The organism is Herbiconiux sp. (genome assembly GCF_023264895.1).
GTDB lineage: Bacteria > Actinomycetota > Actinomycetes > Actinomycetales > Microbacteriaceae > Herbiconiux.
Genome location: NZ_JAHFUY010000050.1, coordinates 12,256 through 30,409, shown reverse-complemented (window position 1 = coordinate 30,409; position 18,154 = coordinate 12,256). Strand labels below are relative to the sequence as shown.

21 protein-coding genes and 1 tRNA gene are annotated in these 18,154 nt (G+C 70.6%); 12 read left to right on the top strand and 10 right to left on the bottom strand.

Going from position 1 to position 18,154, the window contains the following annotated elements; translation table 11 throughout:
* The 3 genes from Q0D57_RS10830 to Q0D57_RS10820 form a co-directional block, all read left to right on the top strand.
* The coding region (locus Q0D57_RS10830) for a DUF779 domain-containing protein (RefSeq protein WP_291043059.1) at nucleotides 1-241 on the top strand (241 nt) is incomplete at its 5' end.
* A gap of 28 nt (nucleotides 242-269) precedes the next feature.
* A complete protein-coding gene (locus Q0D57_RS10825; protein ID WP_291043056.1) occupies nucleotides 270-971 on the top strand; it encodes a hypothetical protein in 702 nt (233 codons plus the stop codon).
* An 82-nt stretch (nucleotides 972-1,053) separates the two neighbouring features.
* Nucleotides 1,054-2,592 carry a carboxylesterase/lipase family protein gene (locus tag Q0D57_RS10820; RefSeq protein ID WP_291043053.1) on the top strand — a complete coding sequence of 513 codons (1,539 nt, stop codon included), beginning with the start codon at nucleotides 1,054-1,056 and terminating at the stop codon, nucleotides 2,590-2,592.
* Nucleotides 2,593-2,828: 236 nt separating this feature from the next.
* Here Q0D57_RS10820 and radA read toward each other — a convergent pair whose 3' ends face one another.
* Together radA and Q0D57_RS10810 are read right to left on the bottom strand one after the other, a co-directional pair.
* Nucleotides 2,829-4,151: a DNA repair protein RadA gene (radA, locus tag Q0D57_RS10815; RefSeq protein WP_291043050.1), complete on the bottom strand. Its 1,323-nt coding sequence runs from the start codon at nucleotides 4,149-4,151 to the stop codon at nucleotides 2,829-2,831.
* Between the two features lie 55 nt (nucleotides 4,152-4,206).
* Nucleotides 4,207-4,989 (bottom strand): hypothetical protein, encoded by a 783-nt coding sequence (locus Q0D57_RS10810; RefSeq protein WP_291043047.1) that lies wholly within the window; start codon nucleotides 4,987-4,989, stop codon nucleotides 4,207-4,209.
* A 223-nt stretch (nucleotides 4,990-5,212) separates the two neighbouring features.
* Between Q0D57_RS10810 and Q0D57_RS10805 the strand changes: the two genes are divergently transcribed.
* Complete coding sequence (locus Q0D57_RS10805; RefSeq protein ID WP_291043065.1) at nucleotides 5,213-6,793, top strand: stealth conserved region 3 domain-containing protein; 1,581 nt, start codon at nucleotides 5,213-5,215, stop codon at nucleotides 6,791-6,793.
* Here the strand turns inward: Q0D57_RS10805 and Q0D57_RS10800 are convergent.
* Together Q0D57_RS10800 and Q0D57_RS10795 are read right to left on the bottom strand one after the other, a co-directional pair.
* The gene (locus Q0D57_RS10800) at nucleotides 6,744-7,766 is read right to left on the bottom strand and encodes a phosphodiesterase (RefSeq protein ID WP_291043044.1); all 1,023 of its coding nucleotides are present in this window, start codon (nucleotides 7,764-7,766) and stop codon (nucleotides 6,744-6,746) included. The two genes, Q0D57_RS10805 and Q0D57_RS10800, sit on opposite strands and share 50 nt — an antisense overlap.
* A gap of 131 nt (nucleotides 7,767-7,897) precedes the next feature.
* Nucleotides 7,898-8,542, bottom strand: a complete 645-nt coding sequence (locus Q0D57_RS10795; RefSeq protein WP_291043042.1) for a potassium channel family protein — start codon at nucleotides 8,540-8,542, stop codon at nucleotides 7,898-7,900.
* Nucleotides 8,543-8,632: 90 nt separating this feature from the next.
* On the opposite strand from Q0D57_RS10795, the gene Q0D57_RS10790 reads away from it, so the two are divergent.
* Nucleotides 8,633-8,722, top strand: a tRNA-Ser gene (locus tag Q0D57_RS10790).
* Between the two features lie 66 nt (nucleotides 8,723-8,788).
* Here Q0D57_RS10790 and Q0D57_RS10785 read toward each other — a convergent pair.
* Nucleotides 8,789-9,040: a helix-turn-helix domain-containing protein gene (locus tag Q0D57_RS10785; RefSeq protein ID WP_366518603.1), complete on the bottom strand. Its 252-nt coding sequence runs from the start codon at nucleotides 9,038-9,040 to the stop codon at nucleotides 8,789-8,791.
* Between the two features lie 86 nt (nucleotides 9,041-9,126).
* Here Q0D57_RS10785 and Q0D57_RS10780 point away from each other — a divergent pair, with 86 nt between their 5' ends.
* Nucleotides 9,127-10,062 (top strand): NmrA/HSCARG family protein, encoded by a 936-nt coding sequence (locus Q0D57_RS10780; RefSeq protein WP_291043040.1) that lies wholly within the window; start codon nucleotides 9,127-9,129, stop codon nucleotides 10,060-10,062.
* A gap of 11 nt (nucleotides 10,063-10,073) precedes the next feature.
* On the opposite strand, the gene Q0D57_RS10775 is transcribed toward Q0D57_RS10780, so the two are convergent.
* A complete protein-coding gene (locus Q0D57_RS10775; RefSeq protein WP_291043038.1) occupies nucleotides 10,074-10,487 on the bottom strand; it encodes a helix-turn-helix domain-containing protein in 414 nt (137 codons plus the stop codon).
* Nucleotides 10,488-10,567: 80 nt separating this feature from the next.
* Here Q0D57_RS10775 and Q0D57_RS10770 point away from each other — a divergent pair, with 80 nt between their 5' ends.
* Entirely contained in the window at nucleotides 10,568-11,377 is an 810-nt protein-coding gene (locus tag Q0D57_RS10770) for an NAD(P)H-binding protein (RefSeq protein WP_291043036.1), read from the top strand.
* A 38-nt stretch (nucleotides 11,378-11,415) separates the two neighbouring features.
* Here the strand turns inward: Q0D57_RS10770 and Q0D57_RS10765 are convergent, their stop codons facing one another.
* Nucleotides 11,416-13,644 carry an LLM class flavin-dependent oxidoreductase gene (locus Q0D57_RS10765; protein WP_291043035.1) on the bottom strand — a complete coding sequence of 743 codons (2,229 nt, stop codon included), beginning with the start codon at nucleotides 13,642-13,644 and terminating at the stop codon, nucleotides 11,416-11,418.
* A 75-nt stretch (nucleotides 13,645-13,719) separates the two neighbouring features.
* Here Q0D57_RS10765 and Q0D57_RS10760 point away from each other — a divergent pair, with 75 nt between their 5' ends.
* From Q0D57_RS10760 to Q0D57_RS10750, 3 genes are all read left to right on the top strand, one after another.
* Nucleotides 13,720-14,070 (top strand): helix-turn-helix domain-containing protein, encoded by a 351-nt coding sequence (locus Q0D57_RS10760; RefSeq protein ID WP_291043033.1) that lies wholly within the window; start codon nucleotides 13,720-13,722, stop codon nucleotides 14,068-14,070.
* A 148-nt stretch (nucleotides 14,071-14,218) separates the two neighbouring features.
* Nucleotides 14,219-14,485: a hypothetical protein gene (locus Q0D57_RS10755; protein ID WP_291043031.1), complete on the top strand. Its 267-nt coding sequence runs from the start codon at nucleotides 14,219-14,221 to the stop codon at nucleotides 14,483-14,485.
* Between the two features lie 46 nt (nucleotides 14,486-14,531).
* Nucleotides 14,532-15,074 carry a YbhB/YbcL family Raf kinase inhibitor-like protein gene (locus Q0D57_RS10750; RefSeq protein ID WP_291043028.1) on the top strand — a complete coding sequence of 181 codons (543 nt, stop codon included), beginning with the start codon at nucleotides 14,532-14,534 and terminating at the stop codon, nucleotides 15,072-15,074.
* Between the two features lie 25 nt (nucleotides 15,075-15,099).
* Here Q0D57_RS10750 and Q0D57_RS10745 read toward each other — a convergent pair whose 3' ends face one another.
* From Q0D57_RS10745 to Q0D57_RS10735, 3 genes are all read right to left on the bottom strand, one after another.
* On the bottom strand, nucleotides 15,100-15,438 hold the full coding sequence (locus tag Q0D57_RS10745) for a protein-L-isoaspartate carboxylmethyltransferase (protein ID WP_291043026.1): 339 nt from the start codon (nucleotides 15,436-15,438) through the stop codon (nucleotides 15,100-15,102).
* Nucleotides 15,439-15,455: 17 nt separating this feature from the next.
* Nucleotides 15,456-16,364 carry a CoA ester lyase gene (locus tag Q0D57_RS10740; RefSeq protein ID WP_259530178.1) on the bottom strand — a complete coding sequence of 303 codons (909 nt, stop codon included), beginning with the start codon at nucleotides 16,362-16,364 and terminating at the stop codon, nucleotides 15,456-15,458.
* Nucleotides 16,365-16,484: 120 nt separating this feature from the next.
* Nucleotides 16,485-16,835, bottom strand: coding sequence for a nuclear transport factor 2 family protein (locus Q0D57_RS10735; protein WP_291043022.1), 351 nt, complete (start codon nucleotides 16,833-16,835; stop codon nucleotides 16,485-16,487).
* Between the two features lie 113 nt (nucleotides 16,836-16,948).
* On the opposite strand from Q0D57_RS10735, the gene msrB reads away from it, so the two are divergent.
* Together msrB and msrA are read left to right on the top strand one after the other, a co-directional pair.
* The gene (gene msrB / locus Q0D57_RS10730) at nucleotides 16,949-17,455 is read left to right on the top strand and encodes a peptide-methionine (R)-S-oxide reductase MsrB (protein WP_291043019.1); all 507 of its coding nucleotides are present in this window, start codon (nucleotides 16,949-16,951) and stop codon (nucleotides 17,453-17,455) included.
* The gene (gene msrA / locus Q0D57_RS10725; protein WP_291043016.1) at nucleotides 17,452-17,967 is read left to right on the top strand and encodes a peptide-methionine (S)-S-oxide reductase MsrA; all 516 of its coding nucleotides are present in this window, start codon (nucleotides 17,452-17,454) and stop codon (nucleotides 17,965-17,967) included. The genes msrB and msrA overlap by 4 nt, the downstream gene beginning before the upstream one ends.
* The last annotated feature ends 187 nt before the right edge of the window (nucleotides 17,968-18,154 follow it).

The window sequence follows — 18,154 nt, the reverse complement described above, 5'->3', positions numbered from 1 at the left end:
CGACATCCGGATCGGCACGCTGCAGGTCGAGGGGATCTACCCCGTCGACGTCTACATGTCGCGCTCGCAGTTCGAGTACTGGAAGTACACGCACCTCACGATCGACCTCGTCGACGGCCGGGGCAGCGGCTTCTCGATCGAGGCCCCCGAGGGCAAGCGCTTCCTGATCCGCTCCCGGATGCTCGACGACGCCGAACTCGAGGCGTTCGGCCTCGCGACTCACGGCGGTGCGGCGGGGTAGACGCGCCCGGGCTGGTTACCCTGTGTTCATGTCGACTCTGAGGCATCCGGTGGGCCCGCACGCGAAGAAGGTCTACTGGCGAAGGCGCGCCCTCGTGCTCGCGGTGCTGGCCGCCCTCGTGGCCATCGTCGTGCTGATCGTCGTGCGGCCGGGAGCCGGTGCCGAGGCCGAGGGCGGCCTGCCCGCCGCTTCCACGAGTGCCCCCGCCACCACGGCACCGGATGCCGGGGCCGCCACGGGAACCGACGGCTCCGGGGCCGCGGCCACGACCGAGGGCGGAGCGCCAGGCGCCGTCGACGCCCCCGCCGACGCGAGCGGTGCCGTGCCGGCCTGCGCCGCCGGCAACATCGCGCTCGCCGCCGTGACCGACGCCGACACCTACCCGGCCGGGGCGAATCCGCAGCTGTCGTTCACCATTCAGAACACCGGCGCCGAGGCGTGCACCATCAACGCGGGCACGTCGCAGCAGCTCTACACGATCACGAGCGGCGACGAGACCTATTGGGTCTCGGTCGACTGCCAGACCGACCCGAGCGACACCCCGGCGCTGCTCGAGCCGGGCGTCGTGGTCTCCTCCACGCCCTTCGGCTGGGACCGCACGCGCTCCTCCCCCGAGACGTGCGCGGCCACCGACCGACCGCAGGTGCCCGCTGCCGGGGCGTCGTACCACCTCAACGTGCAGGTGGCCGGCATCACGGCACCCGACTCGAAGCAGTTCATCCTGCAGTAGCCGGTCGTCCCGCGCGCTCCGCTCCGGCTCCGACTCCGGCCCCGGCTCCGGCCGTTCAGCCGGCCGGGCTACGATGCCCAGCGTGAGCGGCGACGGACTCGAGGTGCGGGTGACCGGCGGCGTCATCCGCGGGGCGGCCCGGCGCGGCTTCCGCTGGTGGCGCGGGATCCCGTTCGCGGCACCCCCGGTGGGCTCGCTGCGGTTCCGGGCACCGGCGTCGGTGCAGGCCTGGCCCGGGGTCCGCGAGGCGACGACGTTCGGGCCGGTCGCCATGCAGTCCCGGAACGGCAACTTCATCGGCACCTCGCGCTCCACCCCGATGTCCGAGGACTGCCTCACCGTCAACGTGCTGCGGGCCGACGCGCCGGGGGAGAGGCTCCCGGTCATGGTCTTCATCCACGGCGGCGCCTACAGCGTCGGATCCTCCGCGGAGCATCCACGGAACGGCGAGGCGCTCGTGCGCGAGGGCGGCGTGGTGTTCGTGAGCTTCAACTACCGACTCGGCGCCCTCGGCTACCTCGACCTCACGCGCTACTCCACGCCGGAGCGCCCGATCGAGTCGAACCTGGGCCTCCGCGACCAGGTGGCCGCGCTCGAGTGGGTGCGCGACAACATCGCCGCGTTCGGCGGGGATCCCGGCAACGTGACGCTGTTCGGCGAATCGGCAGGGGGCAACGCCGTCACGACGCTCATGGCGACCCCGAGCGCGCACGGCCTGTTCGCCCGCGCCATCGCCCAGAGCTCGCCGGCGAACGCCATCTACCTGCCCGAGATGACGGCGGTCTGGGCCGAGGAGTTCGCCGAGCTGCTGATGGAGTCGATCGACACCGACGGCGTCGAGTCGACCTCGGACGACTCCGCCGGCCGTCTCCTCGTCGACGCCTCGGCGGGTGAGCTCGTCGATGCGGCGGTCACGCTCACCCTTGCGACCCCGGATGCTCATCCCGGCACGATCGTGCTGTCCCCGGTCATCGACGGTGACGTGCTCCCGGAGCGCCCCCTCGACGCGTTCAAGGAGGGCCGGGCCGCGCGGGTGCCGCTCATCATCGGCACGAACGACCGCGAGGGCTCGCTGTTCACCGGGAGACTCGACATCCTGGCCACCACGCCCAAGCGCATCCGGGCCATCTTCGCGCGCACGAAGAAGAAGTCGCGGAAGGCCATCAAGGCCGAGTACCCGGGGCTCCCCGCCCAGCGGCCCGCTGCCGACTTCGGCGGCGACTACGCGTTCTGGTACCCCACGGTGAAGGTCGCCGAGCGGCACTCGCGGTTCGCGCCCGTGCACTTCTACCGCTTCGACATCGCGCCGCGGCTGGTGCGCCTCGCGGGCTTCGACGCCACCCACGGGCTCGACCTGTTCGCGATCTTCGACCGCCTCGACGGCACCTTCGGCCGCCTCATGACGATCCTCGGCGGGCGTCGCGCCTTCAAGGGCGCCGCCAGGCGGATGCGGGCCCACTGGCTCGCCTTCGCCCGCGACGGCCGCGTCGACGCCGCCGCCTGGCCGCCCTACGACGAGACCGAGCGCCTCACCCTCATCATCGCGCCCGTCGACCGCGTCGAGGCCGACCCCCGGGGCTCCCGCCGCCTCGCCTGGCAGGCCTTCGTCCCCCACGTCTGACCGGCCCGTCCCCGCCGTGCGGCGCGGACTTCGCCACGTCTCCCCGCGAGCACGCCTCTCTGCGCCTCGGTCACCGTCAGGATTGGCGAAGTCCGCCGGCATCCGGTGCGATGGCCAAGCGGCCCGGCCCCGCCGCCTCTTGCGGAAGGGCGCCCCAGCGCGCCCCGCCTCTCGCGGAAAGGCGCTCCAGCGCCTGCCGCCCTACCGGAACGCGCGCCCCAACGCGCCCTTCGCCCCTAGCGGAACGCGCGCCCCAGCGCGCGGACGAGCTGGCCCGCCTCGTCGTCGATGATCGTGGTGAAGCCGAGCCGCCGCGCCTCGGCCGCGCGGATGCGGCTCGACGACACCGGCCGCACCTCGCCGGCGAGACTGATCTCGCCGAAAGCCGCGAGGTCGTGGGCGAGCGGCTTGTCGTTCGACGCCGAGGCGAGCGCGAGCGCGATCGCGAGGTCGGCGCCCGGCTCGGTGAGCTTCACGCCGCCCACCGTCGACACGTACACGTCCTTGTCGCTGAGCGGGATCCGCGCCCGCCGCTCGAGCACCGCGAGGATCATGGCCACCCGCGAGGAGTCGACGCCGTTCGTGACCCGGCGCGGGTTGGGGGAGGGAGTCGACACGACGAGCGCCTGCACCTCGACGGGCAGCGCGCGCCGGCCCTCGAGCGCCACGGTCACGCACGTGCCCGACACCGCATCCGACCCCCGGGAGAGGAACAGCCCGCTCGGGTCGGGCACCTCGCTGATGCCGTCCGACGTCATCTCGAAGCAGCCCACCTCGTCGGTCGGCCCGAACCGGTTCTTCAGCGCCCGCACGAACCGCAGCGCGGTCTGGCGGTCGCCCTCGAACTGGCACACCACGTCGACGAGGTGCTCGAGCACGCGCGGGCCCGCGATGGAGCCGTCTTTCGTGACGTGACCCACGAGCAGCACGGGAAGCGAGCGGTCCTTGGCCACCCGGATGAGCGCCGACGCGACCTCCCGCACCTGGGTGGGGCTGCCCGCGGCGCTCTCGAGCGACGACGACGAGACCGTCTGCACCGAGTCGACGATGAGCAGGTGCGGCTCGACGGCGTCGATCTGGCCGAGGATCGTGGCGAGATCGGTCTCGGCCGCGAGCATGAGGGTGGGCGAGAGCGAGTGCGTGCGCTCGGCCCGGAGCTTCACCTGCGACACCGACTCCTCGGCCGAGACGTAGAGCACACGCAGGTGCTCCTCGGCCGCCTTCGCCGCCACCTCGAGCAGCAGCGTCGACTTGCCCACGCCCGGCTCGCCCGAAAGCAGGATGGCCGCACCGGGAACGAGGCCGCCGCCGAGCACGCGGTCGAACTCGCCGATGCCCGTGGCCCAGTGCGCCGCCACGTCGGAGCTGATCTCGGTGATGGGCCGGGCGATCCGGGCCGCGTCGAGCACCGTGGCCCGCACGGCGCGCGCGATCCCCTCGTTCTCTGCGGCCGACACCACGGTGCCCCAGGACTGGCACTCGCCGCAGCGCCCCACCCACTTCGCGGTCTGCCAGCCGCACTCGGTGCAGCGGTACGCGGTGGTGGATCTCGTGGCCATGCCCACACCCTAGACGCGCCCACCGACACCGGGCGCGCGCCCCTCGAAGAACGGGTCAGTCGTCGCTGTCGTCCGACTCGCTCACGGCGTCCTGGCGGCTCCGGGCCGAGATGGTGGCGGCGCGCTCGGCGAGCCTCCGGCGGACGTCGGCCTGGGCGCTCTCGACGAACGCGGGGTCGAGCGGCGCGCTCGGTGCGTGCGGGTCGCCGTGGTGGCGCTCGATGTAGGCGTCGAGCTCGGAGCCCGACTCCCACGAGGTGATGAGGCAGTAGCGGGGCTCGGGGCCCTTCTGCCAGACCGCGTGCCAGAAGCGCTGCGTGTCGACGATCACCTGGGCGCCCGCGGGCAGGGGGATGCGCACCTCGGTCTCGGGGTCGAAGCGGTCCTCGCGGAGGATGAGGTAGGAGTCCGGGTCGTCCGAGAGGTTGAAGAAGCCGCGCACGATCCAGCCCGTGCCATCCGGATTCAGGCGGTTGTTGTCGTCCTGGTGCAGGTTGTAGAGCGCGTTGGCGTAGTCATTGGGCTGCAGCTCGATCACGCGGCAGCGGCCGATGTTCGCCCCCGGCTCCTCCGCGCGCGCCTTCAGCACGGGGGCCTTCTCCACGTTGGCCGGCACCCACACGCCGTCCTTGTCGGTGCGGGCCGGTGAATGGTTCCAGAATCCGTCGCACTCCATCTCGCCGAACGCGCTCGCGAGCGGAGCGAAGCGGGTCTGCCCCGAGGACTTCCAGTCGACGTACTCCAGGTCGAGCCACTCCTTCGGGTCTGCGGCCTGGTCGTGACGGTCGAGGACGACGTAGCCGGTCTCCTCGAAGGCGGTGGAGCGGATGTAGCTCATCGCGAAATGAACCTTTCGGTCGGAGGGCGAGCACATGTCCACCCGCCCTACTTAGGCAAGGCTAACACGCAGGATGCCCGCCGTTCCGGTGATCTCGAAGCCCGCGCGGAGGCGTAGAATAAAGGGTCTGGCACCAATGACAGGAGACCCGACGAAACCTGGATTCCGACCTGAGGAGGCGACTGTGATCGATGGCGTGTCTGCGACTCCGCATCTCGAATCCGTGCTCCGGGCTGCGACCACGCACCCCATCTCGCTCGACCGGGACGACATCGTCCTCCGCAAGGGGCAGCTCACCCTGCTGAACGGGCACTCGACCCCGCGGGAGTCGATGATCGAAGACCTCTTCTTCATCGCCGACGCCCTCGAGGGGGCCGGCGTGCCGTTCCTCCTCGTGCGCGGCAACGACGAGCGGCCCGTGCTCGCGGTCGACTGGAAGCACCGCAAGCGCGCCAGGAAGGCGCTCATCGAGGCCATGGCCGGAGAGCCCTTCTACGCGAAGGCGCCGAGGTCGCCCGCCGTGCTCGTGGCCGACGGCAAGCTCGCGCGCGACCCGAAAGCGCGCGTCGTGCGCCTCTACCGCCCGCGCATCGAGCCCATCGGCCGCCTCCGCTACGGGGCCGAATCTGCGGTGCAGGTGGAGTTCTGGCAGCGCGACGGAGACGTCATCGAGGCGCCGGTCGAGAACTCGCTGACGAGGCGCACGATCCCCGCGCACGAGCTCGTCGAGACCACGGTCGACCTCTACGGCCGCACCTGGGCGACGATCGAGGGCATGTTCAGCGCGCTCGCGAGCGACGTGCCGTTCGAGATCGACATGGTCTTCTCCTGGGTCGACGGCACCGCGATCGAGTTCCAGCGCGCCAGGGCGAAGCGCATGGCGGCCTATGTGGTGGGCGAGGGCGACGACTCCGAGGCCCGCTACCGCCAGATCGACGAGCTCAAGTACGCCCTGCGAAGCGTCTACATGTTCGCCCCCTGGGTGCGCCGCATCTTCATCGCGACGGATTCGCCCAAGCCCGCGTGGCTCGCCGACGACCCCCGGGTCACGATCATGCCGAGCGAGCAGTTCTTCAGGAACCTGTCGGACCTGCCCACGCACAACTCGCACGCCGTCGAGGCGCAGCTGCACCGCATCCCGGACATCGCGGAGCACTTCCTCTACTCCAACGACGACATGTTCTTCGGTCGCCCGGTCACGCCCGATCTCTTCTTCTCACCCGGTGGCATCACGAAGTTCGTCGAGGCCGACACCCGCATCGGCCTCGGCCAGAACGCGCTGCACCGCAGCGGCTTCGAGAACGCGGCGCGCGTCAACCGGGAGCTCCTGCAGAACCGCTTCGGCCGGGTCACCACCCGCCACCTCGAGCACTGCGCGGCGCCGCTCCGCAAGAGCGTGCTCTTCGAGATGGAGAACGAGTTCGAGGCCGAGTTCGCGCGCACGGCGGCGAGCCCGTTCCGTTCGGCCACCGACATCTCGGTGACCAACTCGTTCTACCACTACTACGCGCTCATGACGGGGCGAGCTGTCGTGCAGACGGAGGCGAAGGTCAAGTACGTCGAGACCACGCTGCGGTCGGCGCTGAAGGAGATGGACTCGCTGCTGAAGAAGCGGTCGATGGACATGTTCTGCCTCAACGACGGCTCCAAGCCCGAGATCGGTGTCGAGGAGCGCACGACCGCGGTCATCTCGTTCCTCGAGCGCTACTTCCCGTTCCCGGCGCCGTGGGAGGTGCCCTCGAGCGAGGCTCCCGTCACGCGTCCGTCGGAACCAGCTCAGGTTCAGGCGCCGACTCCGGCGTAGCGGCCATCGCCGCCGCCGTGGCGGTCGCGGCGAGCGAGAGCGGCAGCGGCATCGCGAGTGTCAGCGGCGGCTCGGGCGAGACCTGCGGGCTCACCGGATCCGCGATGACGACGCCCTTGGCCTCGAGCCGCCGGCGGGTCTCCTCGGCCGAGATGTGGTCGAGGGCCGGGTGGCTGCCGAGCGGCACCACGGAGTGCAGCACGGTGTGCTCGTAGACGTGCACGAGGTTGAACGCCTGCGCGCCCGCACGGCCCTTGGTGCCGCCCACCTCGACGTTGAGGTCCTGCGTGTAGCAGGTGGCGGATGCGACGGAGACGGGGATGCCGGCGAAGGTCGCGGTGGTCGAGTAGTGCAGGTGGCCGGCGATGATGGAGCGCACGTCGGAGCCCTCGAGCACCTCGGCGAGGCCGCGCTGGTCGCGGAGCTCCACGGCCACGGCGAGATCGAGCACGCTCGGCACGGGCGGGTGGTGGAGGGCGAGGATGGTGCCGTGGGGCGCGGGGGAGGCGAGCTCCTCGGCGAGCCAGTCGAGCTGGTCGCTCGAGATCTCGCCGTGGTGGTGGCCGGGCACGGTCGAGTCGAGGGTGATGACGCGGAGCCCGTTCACGTCGTAGACGCGGTCGACGCTGCGGTCGGTCGGCACCTCGCCGAGAAGGCCCTGGCGGAACGAGGCGCGGTCGTCGTGGTTGCCCATCACCCAGATCACCTGGGCGCCGAGCCGCGCGGCGGCCGGCTCGACGATCGCGCGGAGCCGCTCGTAGGCATCCGCTTCGCCTTTGTCGGCCAGGTCGCCGGTGAACACGATGGCCTCGGGGCGGCCTCCGGATGCCTCGACCTCGTCGAAGAGGGAGCGGAGCAGCTCCTCGCTGTTCACGACGCCGTAGAGCTTGCCGCCTCCGGCGAGCAGGTGGGTGTCGCTGAGGTGGAGGAGGAAGTGGTTCGGCCTCGGGTACTCGGCCGTTCTGATACTCACAGGAGTTCCATTCGGGTGAGGTGCGGGCCTCAGGGGTTGCGACCCGTCCGTGGTGCTGTGAAAACGACTCAAGCACGCGAATCTGAACGGGAAGCGAACATCCGCCCGCGAGTCGTTGTGAAGCCGGTGGCTCATTCCCCGCGGCGCTGGCGCCCGATCCGCTCGTTCAGGTACGAGACGATCGTGGCGGTGGCGACGCCCACGATCGCGATGCCGCCGAACATCAGGATGACCGCGAGCACCCGGCCGAGCCCCGTCACGGGGTAGACGTCGCCGTAGCCGACGGTGGCGATCGTCACGCACGCCCACCAGATCGCGTCGCCGAAGTTCTCGATGTTCGCACCGGGGGCGCCCCGCTCGGCGGCCAGCACCGAGAGCGAGATGGAGTAGACGAAGAGCACCACGAAGAGGGCGGCGTGGATGACGAGTCGGAGGCGCACCGACGATCCGCTGTGCCGGCGGAAGTACGGGATGTCCTTGAGTCGGCTGAGCAGCAGGAACGGCCGGAACACCGGCACGAGCACCGAGAGCAGGTCGAGCAGGGTCGTGCGGAAGTACTGCCCCTTGTCGGCGGCGAGGGCGAGGCGCACGAGGTAGTCGGCGGCGAACACCGCCCAGATCGCGGCGATCACGACATTGAGCGTGACCTCGGCGCCACGGGGCAGGTCGACGGAGATCACCCGCACCGAGTACGCGGCGATGAACACGAGCGAGAGCGTCACGAGCGGAACGGAGGTCGTGCTCTCCCAGTGCCGCCTGCGATCGTCCGCCACCACGTCGACCCCCTCCGGCCCTCCGATCGCTTCAGAATGGCACGTCAGGCCCTCGATTGGCGACACGCGCGCGCCTCGCGTACACTCTTCCTCGGTACCGTGTCCGAGCGGCCGAAGGTGCAACTCTCGAAAAGTTGTGTGGGGGAGACTCCACCGTGGGTTCAAATCCCACCGGTACCGCCACAGAAAGCCCCCTGAACCCTTGCAATGCAAGGCGTTGAGGGGGCTTTTCCGTGCCGTGCCGCTGTCTCAGGCGGGAGTGTGGAGCATCCCCGCCAGCCGCGACATCGCGTCCTCGTTCCGGCGGTAGTGGATCCACTTGCCGATCCGCGTCGACCGCACGAGGCCCGCGCGCTCGAGGGTCGTCATGTACGAGGAGACCGTCGACTGCGCGAGGCCCGACTTGGCCTGCAGGTGGCTGACGCACACGCCGACCTCGTCACGATCCGCGATGGGTTCCCACTCCGCGAACTCGGTGTGCGGATCCCGCAGCCACTCCATGATCTGCAGCCGGGCCGGGTTCGCGAGCGCTTTCAGGGCCTCGACCGCGTCGAGCGGAGCGTGCTGCCGGGCCTCCGAGCGCGAAATTGATCGTCGTCGCCGGCGCCACCAGCAAGCAGGGCAGGAGCGTCACGACGTCGCTGCTCGAGAGCGGCCGGTTCCGGGTGCGCGCCCTGACCCGGGCCGCCGACTCCGCGCAGGCTCGGAGCCTTGCGAGGATGGGGGCGGAGATCGCTGAGGTTCCACTGGCGCCGGGCCACCAGCGCCGGCTCGTGGAGGCGTTCGGATCAGCCCAGGGAGCCTTCCTGATGACCCCGCCCATCGCTCCGCCCTCCACGGAGGAGTTCTCCCTCGGCTGCCAGCTGGCCGATGCCGCGGTCGAGGCAGGGGTGGACCACGTCGTGCTCAGCACGCTCGAGAACGTCGACGAGCGGTCCGCCGGCGCCCGGTACGCTCCGCACTTCACCGACAAGGCACGGGTCGCCGACCACATCCGGGGTCTCCCGATCGAGCACACCTTCGTCATGCTCTCGTTCTTCTACACCAACGCGCTGGAGTACTACGCCCTCCGAATCGACGGGCGGAGGCTGCTCCTGCCCTTCTACCTCCCCGAGGACGTCCGGGCCCCGTTCGTGGATCCGCTCACCGCCACCGGCCCCGCCGTCCTCGAGGTGTTCTCCCATCCGGATGCCCATCGTGGCGCGTCTCTGCCGATCGTCGGCGACGTCATCTCCCCGGCCGAGATGGTCGAGACGTTCTCCCGCGTCACCGGGCTCCCGGCCGAGTACGGCGACGCCACGACGCGCGAGGGCCTCCTGGATCACGTCCCCTCCCTGGGGGAGAACCCGCTGGAGGTCGAGGAGATCCTCGGTATGGCCCGGTACGCGGTAGATCTCCGGTACTTCCGGGAGGATCGCGACCTGGCGTGGAGCCGCGCCGTCGATCCCTCGTCGCTCACGTGGGAGGGGTTCCTCCGCACGACCGGCTGGCGGGGCGAACCCGTCACCTTCGGCCGCCGGTAGGGCCCTCCGGATCAGCGGATGGAGTGGCCTGGGTGCGCGTCGTCGTAGCTCCGACGAGCATCGGCGATCGCGGGGCGCTGCTCGATGGACCAATCTGCGAGCGCGCGGATCAGATGCGTGAGGCTGATCCCGGAATCGGTGAGCGCGTAGGTCACCTGCGGCGGGATGGTCGGAGAGACGGTCCGCTCGACGAGACCGTCGCGCTCGAGCCGCCGGAGCGTGAGGGTCAGCATGCGCTGCGAGATCCCGTCGATCGCGCGCTGCAGCTCCCCGAACCGCCGCGCTCCGGAGGACAGCTCGACGACGACGAGCACCGACCACGTGTCGCCCACCCGGTCGAGCACGTCGCGGATGCCGCAGTCCGGGTGCTCGCGCTTGCCGCACGGCTCGAGCTCTGCGGTTACTTCGGTGTGCGTCAGTGACATGAGAGTGCCTTCTTGTGAGGATCCACGGGGCCGGAACAGAATCAGCCTAGTTACCGCACAGAACCACGAAAGGCGATCTGTTGATCCTCGTCACCGGCGCATCGGGCAAGCTCGGCCGCGCGATCCTCTCCGCCCTCTCGCACCGCGACGTCGTCGCCGCGGGCAGCAGTCGCGCCGCTCGCGGGAGCCTCCGTGTGATCGACTTCGACGAGCCGCGGAGCATCTCCCTGAGCGGTGTCGACACACTCGTCCTGGTCTCCGCCGGGGAGGCCGAGGATGACGTCGTCATCGCGCGCCACGACGCGGCGATCACGGCGGCGGAGCGTGACGGGGTCGGGCATGTCGTCTACACGAGCCTCACCTCCGCCGGAGATCACCTCGGCTTCGCCCTGGCGCACCGGTGGACGGAACGTCGGCTGGAGCAGAGCACCCTGAGCTGGACGATCCTGCGGAACGGCCTCTACGCCGACCTGTTCGGCTCGCTCCTCGGCTGGTCGGGGAATCGGCTGACCTCCGCCTTCGGTGACGGCGCGCTCGCCGCCGTGCGCCGAGAGGACCTCGCGGAGGCCGCGGCCGTCGTCGCCGAGGCCCCTCACCGGCACGAGGGGCGGATCTACGACCTCGTCGGCACTCCGGTGACCGCCGCCGAGGTCGCAGAACGCCTGGGAGTGCCTCTCGTCGACGTGACCCTCGACCGCCGCCGCCAGGAGCTCGATCGGGCCGGGTTGAAGCCCTTCCAGCCGGCGATGCTGATGTCGATCCACACAAGCGTCCGCCATGGGTTCCTCGACACCCCCGGCCCCGACCTCGGGCACCTCCTGGGCCGCGAGCCCGGAGACACGCTCGCGGTCGCCGCGGCTGCAGCCCAGGCGTCGGCACCCGCCGCCTGACGCCCGACACGCGCGACCCGGGGCCGGCGCGCGCGCTCTCAGGGCTGGACGTCCTGCTCGCGGGGGTCTGCGACGGGCGCGATGAAGAAGTTGTCGCGGAACAGGCCGGTGGGGTCCCACAGTGCTTTGAGCTCACGCAGGCGCCTGAGGTGATCGGGCGGGAACGCCCGGGCGAGCACCTCCGGCCCGGTGTCCGTCTCGAAGCTGATGTACATGCCCTCCATCTGGGGCACCAATTGGGCCCAGCGCTGTTCGACCTCGCCGGTGCCGCCGCTGAGTATGGCGAGCAGGAAGTTGGCGTCACGCCAGCCGTAGGCGGTCGCGTCCGCCGGGTGGTCGGCGACGGCGCCGCCCGCGGACCGGATGCTCAGGATGAACGAAGACCGGGACGCGAGCAGGTCGGCCACACCCTTGGCGATGTCGGCGGACAGGTGCCGGACGAGACCTGCGTGGCCGTGGGGTTCGCCCTGCCCGTGCTGCTGCTCGCCGCCGGCAGGGGCCGCCAGGAGAGCGGCGTACGGCACCATCTGCACCGACTGGCTCGCCAACGGCGCCAGCGCGGCGAAGGGTTGAAGGCGCTCGACGACGACGTCGGGATCGTGCTCGTCCACGACGATGAGCGCCTGGACGGCGCGGGGCGAACCCGGTCCGGCTGGGCCGATCATCAGCGTTCCCGTCACGCTGCGGTCGGCGTTCTCGATCGTCGTTCCCCAGGCCTCCAGGAAAGTGGCGATGTCATCCGGGGCGAAGGCGAGCATCGCGAACCCGACCTCCGTCGCCACAGGGTGGGCCTCGAACTCGAACGAGACGATCACACCGAAGTTCGCCCCCGCACCACGCACCGCCCAGAACAGGTCGGCGTTCTCGTCGGCGCTCGCGTGCACCAGCTCACCCGCCGCGGTGACCACATCGACGGAGCGGAGGTGGTCGATCGTCAGGCCCCGTTCTCGCACGAACCAGCCGATCCCCGCTGTCGTCTCCAGCCCGCCGACCCCGACGCCGCCGTGGTCTCCGGCCGTGATCGCGAGATGGTGCGGAGCGAGGGCCTCGGCGACCTCGCGCCACTGGGCTCCCGGTCCCACCCGCACCCGGTTCCCGTCGCCGACGGTGATCTCGTTCAGCGCGTCCACCGCGATGACGATCCCGTCGTCGTTCAGAGATCTCCCCGAGAGGCCGTGTCCACCGCTGAACAGCCCCAGCGGCACGTCCCGGTGGCGTGCGGCGAAACGCACCGCCTGCTGCACCTCCGCGAAGGACTCCGGCCGGAGCACCAGGCCGGGGCGAGCGCCGCGGAAGTACCCCGAGGTGTAGCGAGCGTAACCGCGGTCGGCCGGGAGGAGCGCCCGGGCGGTGAGTGCTTCCGGGATCGGGTCCTCCCGGAAGGAGCGCGGTGCGGAGGTACCCGATCCGGCGGCTGTCCGGCGGCGGCCCTGTTCAAGACGGTCACGCACGCGGGGGGCGGTGAGCTGGGCGAACTTCCGCAGCTCGCGCGGGTCGTCGGCGCCCATGATGAACACGCTGATCCCGTGCTCGACCGCGAGCTCGGCCAGATCCTCGGCGTCGTACTGCGGCGTCACGTTCATCAGCCGGGTGATGTCCCGGGGATCGCGTCCCGCCTTGCGGGCGGACTCGTCGATGATCCGGTTGCCCCGCTCGATATCGCCCGGCTTCAGCCACGGCAGGCTCGGCAGCCAGCCATCGCCCTTGCGGCCGATGAGACGCTGCATCCGCGGCTTGTACGCGCCCACCCAGATCGGGATGTCATGCGCCGGCTCCGGCCCTCGGGCGGCGCCGGCCACGCGGTGGTGCGTCCCGTCCACATGCAGGGGTTCCTGAGCGGTCGTGTCCCAGATGCCCCGGATGATGTCCAGCGCTTCGTCGAGACCGCTGACAGCCTCCGCCGGCGTCAGGAGCGGCGCGCCCATCGTGGCTATCGCGTCGAAGTACCCGCCCGTGCCGATCCCGAGTTCCACCCGTCCGCCACTGAGCAGATCCAGACTCGCGGCCGCGCGCGCCAGCACCGCTGGTTGACGCAGGGGAAGGTTCAGCACGTTGCCTGACACATGGATGCGGGACGTGCGTGCGGCGACCCATGCCAGCAGTGTCCACGTGTCCTGGAACACCGGCTGGTACGGGTGATCCTGGAACGTCACCAGGTCGAGGCCCAGCTCTTCATTGAGCAGAGCCCGGTCGACCGGCTGCGCGGCCGGAGAAGCGACGGGTGTGATGAAGCTGCCGAAACGCAGCGGGTGGAGGTAGTCGGGCATGACGCAATCACCTCACGACGCCCGCCGGGCGCGCAAACGCCGCATAACTCGGTTACTCTTCGTAACATGACACAGGTGGACGAAGGCTCCCGGGACGTGCTGCACATCGACGACGAGGAGTGCCGTCGTGTGGCGGGTGTCATGGAGGTGGTCGGCCGCCGGTGGTCGAGCGGCATCCTGCTGGCGCTCGGCCGCGGGGCGGAGCGGTTCTCCGAGATCCTGGAACTCGTCGAGGGGCTGTCCCGGCGCATGCTGGCTGTGCGGCTCCGCGAGCTGGAGAGCAGCGGCCTGGTGAATCGTGACGTCATCCCCACCACCCCCGTGAGCGTGCGGTACCAGCTGACCGAGCGAGGCGTGGACCTGCTCCGATCGCTGCGGCCGATGGCCCTCTACGCTCAGCGATGGGAGCCGCCCACCGGGTCGTGAGGCTCCTGGACGTCGAACACGCCCAGGAGCATCCTGGCCGGGGAGACGGCCGGGGCGACCGGTCGACCCCGAGAACTCCCGCGCACGCCGCGCCGACGGACACCTCTTATACAGGTGTTGTTCGACTTCATCCGGCAGACTGCCCGGCATGGGGGACGTGCGGGGGCTGCGGATGCTGGGGCGACGGCGCGAGACGACGCGCCCGATCGAGGGGGAGGACCCCTACGCCGACTACCTCGTCTGGCTCGCCGACGGGCGCCCGGCGCTCGCCGCAGCCGACTTCCTCCTCGGCTCGGCGCTGCCGATGCCTGCCGCCGACGACGCGCCCGAGGACCCGCCGACTCCGACTCCGACTCCGACGCCGCCTCCGCCTTCCCGGCGTGGTCGGCATTCCGGTCCGCAGCCGATCGGGTGAGACTGGTGGCGACGGCCCCAGAAGGGGCCCGGGCAAGGAGAACCCCATGACCACGCCATCCCCCACCCCCTACGACGCCATCGACGAGGTGCCGGGCTTCGAGCTCACGAGCACCGACGTCACCGACGGCGCTCCGCTCGAGGCCGCGCAGGTGAGCGGCATCTTCGGCGCGGGCGGGCAGGACGTCAGCCCGCAGCTCTCGTGGAGCGGATTCCCGACCGAGACGAAGAGCTTCGCCGTCACGGTCTTCGATCCGGATGCCCCTACCACGAGCGGATTCTGGCACTGGGCCGTCGCGAACATCCCGGTCACGACGACCTCGCTCGAGAGCGGCGCCGGCGACGACGGCGGATCGGGTCTGCCCGCGGGGGCGGTGCAGCTGAAGAACGACGGCGGCCTGGCCCGCTACCTCGGTGCCGCGCCGCCCGCCGGCCACGGCCCGCACCGCTACTTCGTCGCGGTGCACGCGCTCGACGTGGAGTCGCTCGAGGTCGGAGCGGATGCGACGCCCGCGTTCCTCGGCTTCAGCATGTTCGGCCACACCCTGGCCCGTGCGGTGATCGCGGGCACCTTCGAGGTCGAGGGCTAGACGGAGGGCCAGGTGGAGGGCCCGCTCACTGCCGCGCGAGGTGCTCCCGCGACTTGCGTTCGAGGAACGTGCAGAGGGCGGCGGCCAGAGCGAGATCGTCGGCGAGAGCCTGCACGCCCTGCGCGCGCAGGGAGAAATCGTGCTCGCGGGCGCCGAAGACCACTTCGTACGGCGGCTCGCCGGGCGCGACGGGCTGGAGGTAGACCTCCGTGGTCGCATTCCTGAGCCTCACGATCACGAGCCCCGTGTCGTCGCCCGCCTCCCCGTCGTGGCGCAGCACGTCGATCACGCCGGGCAGGGGCGGCCCCTCCTCGAGGAACTCCTGCACCCAGCGCTCCAGCGTCTCCTGACTGCGGAACGGCATGTCCTACCTCCGTGCTCTCAGTAGCCGACGCCGGGCTGCGGTCCCTGCGGGGAAGGCAGGGGCTGCACGCCGAAGGCGCGGGCCAGTTTGTCGATCTTCTCGGCGCGGCCGAGTCGGGGGAGGTCGCTGCCGTCGCGGATGACGCGGCCCCGGGCCTCGAAGTCGTCGAGGAAGTCGCGCGCCCAGGTCACGTCGGACTGCGTGGGGCTGATGGCCTCGTTGATGACGGGCAGCTGCTCGATGTCGAGGCACAGCTTGCCGGTGAGCCCGAGGGTCACGGCGACGGCCGACTGCTCGCGCAGGATCGGGTGGCTCGACGAGACGGTCGGGCCGTCGATCGGGCCCGGCAGCTTGCCCACGCGGCTGGCGATCACCAGGCGCGAGCGCGGATACGCCATCGCGATGTCCTCGGCGCTCGTGCCGGTGTCGCGGCGGTAGTCGCCGCTGCCGAAGGCCAGGCGGAAGGCGCCGCGGGCCCGGGCGATCGACACCGACTCCTCGATGCCGAGCGCCGACTCCACGAGGGCGAGCACGGGTGTCTTCCCTCCCAGGCGGTCGAAGGTCTCGGTGACGTCGGCGGCCGACTCGGTCTTGGCGAGCATGACTCCGCGGAGGCCGGGCGCCCCCTTCAGCTCGTCGACGTCGTCGCCCCAGAAGTCGGAGCCGCGGTCGTTGATGCGCACCCAGCCGGTGCCGTCCTCCGTGTGCAGCCATTCGACCACGTCGGTGCGGGCGGTCTTCTTGTGCGAGGGGTCCACGCCGTCCTCGATGTCGAGCACGACCTGATCGGCGCGGGAGTTGCGGGCCACCGGGAACAGGTCGGTGCGGGTCGCCGACACGAGCAGCCAGGAACGCGCGATCTCGCCGGGGACGGTCTGGCGGCCCCAGGTGCGCTTCGGTTCGGAGGTCGTGGGATTCGAAGTCATCGGGCTTCTCTGCTCGTCTCTGCTTGCTAAGGGTCCGGGATCGCTGTGTTCCGGGCTCGCTGTTCGTCCGGCGTTCGCCGGTGTTTCCGCCGTAGGCAGATTATCAGCCCCGCTCGGGCGTCAGCCGCGTTCGATCCACCAGTCGGTGAAGGCCGAGGCCCGCCCGTCGGCGTCGCGACGGATGACCCAGAGGTTGTCGTAGACCTGGCCCGACGCGTAGGTGCTGACGCCCTGCACGAACGAGAGCGCCGGGTCGTCCGAGAGCACCTCCCACTCGAACCGGGCCTCGCCGGGCTCGTCGCGCTGGGCGAGCCAGCGCTCGACGATCTGCTCCCGTCCGATCCACGGTGCGGTGTGCGGGCCGTCGCGGTACTCGGCGTCCTCGGTGAAGAGCGATCGGATGTCAGCCGGGTCGTTGGACTCCCACGCCCGGCGGTATCCCTCGATCCAGGATGCGATGGGCTCGGCCATGCCACCAGTGTCGGCTGAGCGGCGGGGTCGGGGCAAGTGGGAACTATTTGGCCAGAACGACTGTTCTACCTGTAGACCGCCGCAGCCAGCGGTGCGATTTCCGAGGAGACACCGTGACCACCGAGTACCGCAAGACCCCGGAGGCGCTCGCCCGCCTCTCCCGCCGGCAGTACGCCGTCACCCAGGAGGACTCGACCGAGCCTGCATTCCGCAACCCGTTCTGGGACAGCCACGAGGCGGGCATCTACGTCGATGTCGTCTCGGGGGAGCCCCTGTTCGCCTCCGTCGACAAGTTCGACAGCGGATCGGGATGGCCGAGCTTCACGAGGCCGATCGACCGTTCGCACGTGGTCGAGAAGACCGATCGCAGCTGGGGGATGAGCCGCACCGAGGTGCGGAGCACCTACGGTGACAGCCACCTCGGCCACCTGTTCCCGGATGGGCCGCGCGAGGCCGGAGGCCTCCGCTACTGCATCAACTCGGCATCACTGCGGTTCGTGCCGCTGGCCGAGCTCGAGGCGGAGGGCTACGGGGAGTACGCGTCGCTGTTCGCCGCTGCGACCGATGACACCGCCATCACCACCACGACCCGCACGACCACCGAGGAGGACGCACGATGACCACCAAGACCGCCATTCTGGCCGGAGGCTGCTTCTGGGGCATGGAGGATCTGATCCGCCGTCGCCCCGGAGTGCGCGACACCCGCGTCGGCTACACCGGAGGCGACGTGCCGAACGCCACCTACCGCAACCATGGAACCCACGCCGAGGCCATCGAGATCACCTACGACCCCGCGGTGACGAGCTACCGGTCGCTCCTGGAGTTCTTCTTCCAGATCCACGACCCGTCGACGAAGAACCGTCAGGGCAACGACCTCGGCACGAGCTACCGCTCGGGCATCTACTACGTCGACGAGGAGCAGCGTCGCGTCGCCGAGGACACGATCGCCGACGTCGACGCCTCGGGGCTGTGGCCCGGCCCTGTGGTGACCGAGCTGGCACCCGCGGGCGACTTCTGGGAGGCCGAGCCCGAGCATCAGGACTACCTGGAGCGCTACCCGACCGGCTACACCTGCCACTTCGTCCGGCCCGGCTGGGTGCTTCCGCGCCGCGCCGCCGACGTCACGGCCTAGGCTCGCCGGCCGCTGTCAAGCGGTCCCTCGGTGTCGTCCGCGTTGGATAGCATCGTGGAGAAGCGGGGAGCGCCCACCTATCCCGGTCGCGTCTCCCCGCTTTCCCAGACCGTACTCCGGTCTTCTCGCGTCGCCAGTCTTGGCGTGTCACGACCCTGTCGGCGATACTCGGACTCGAACATACTTT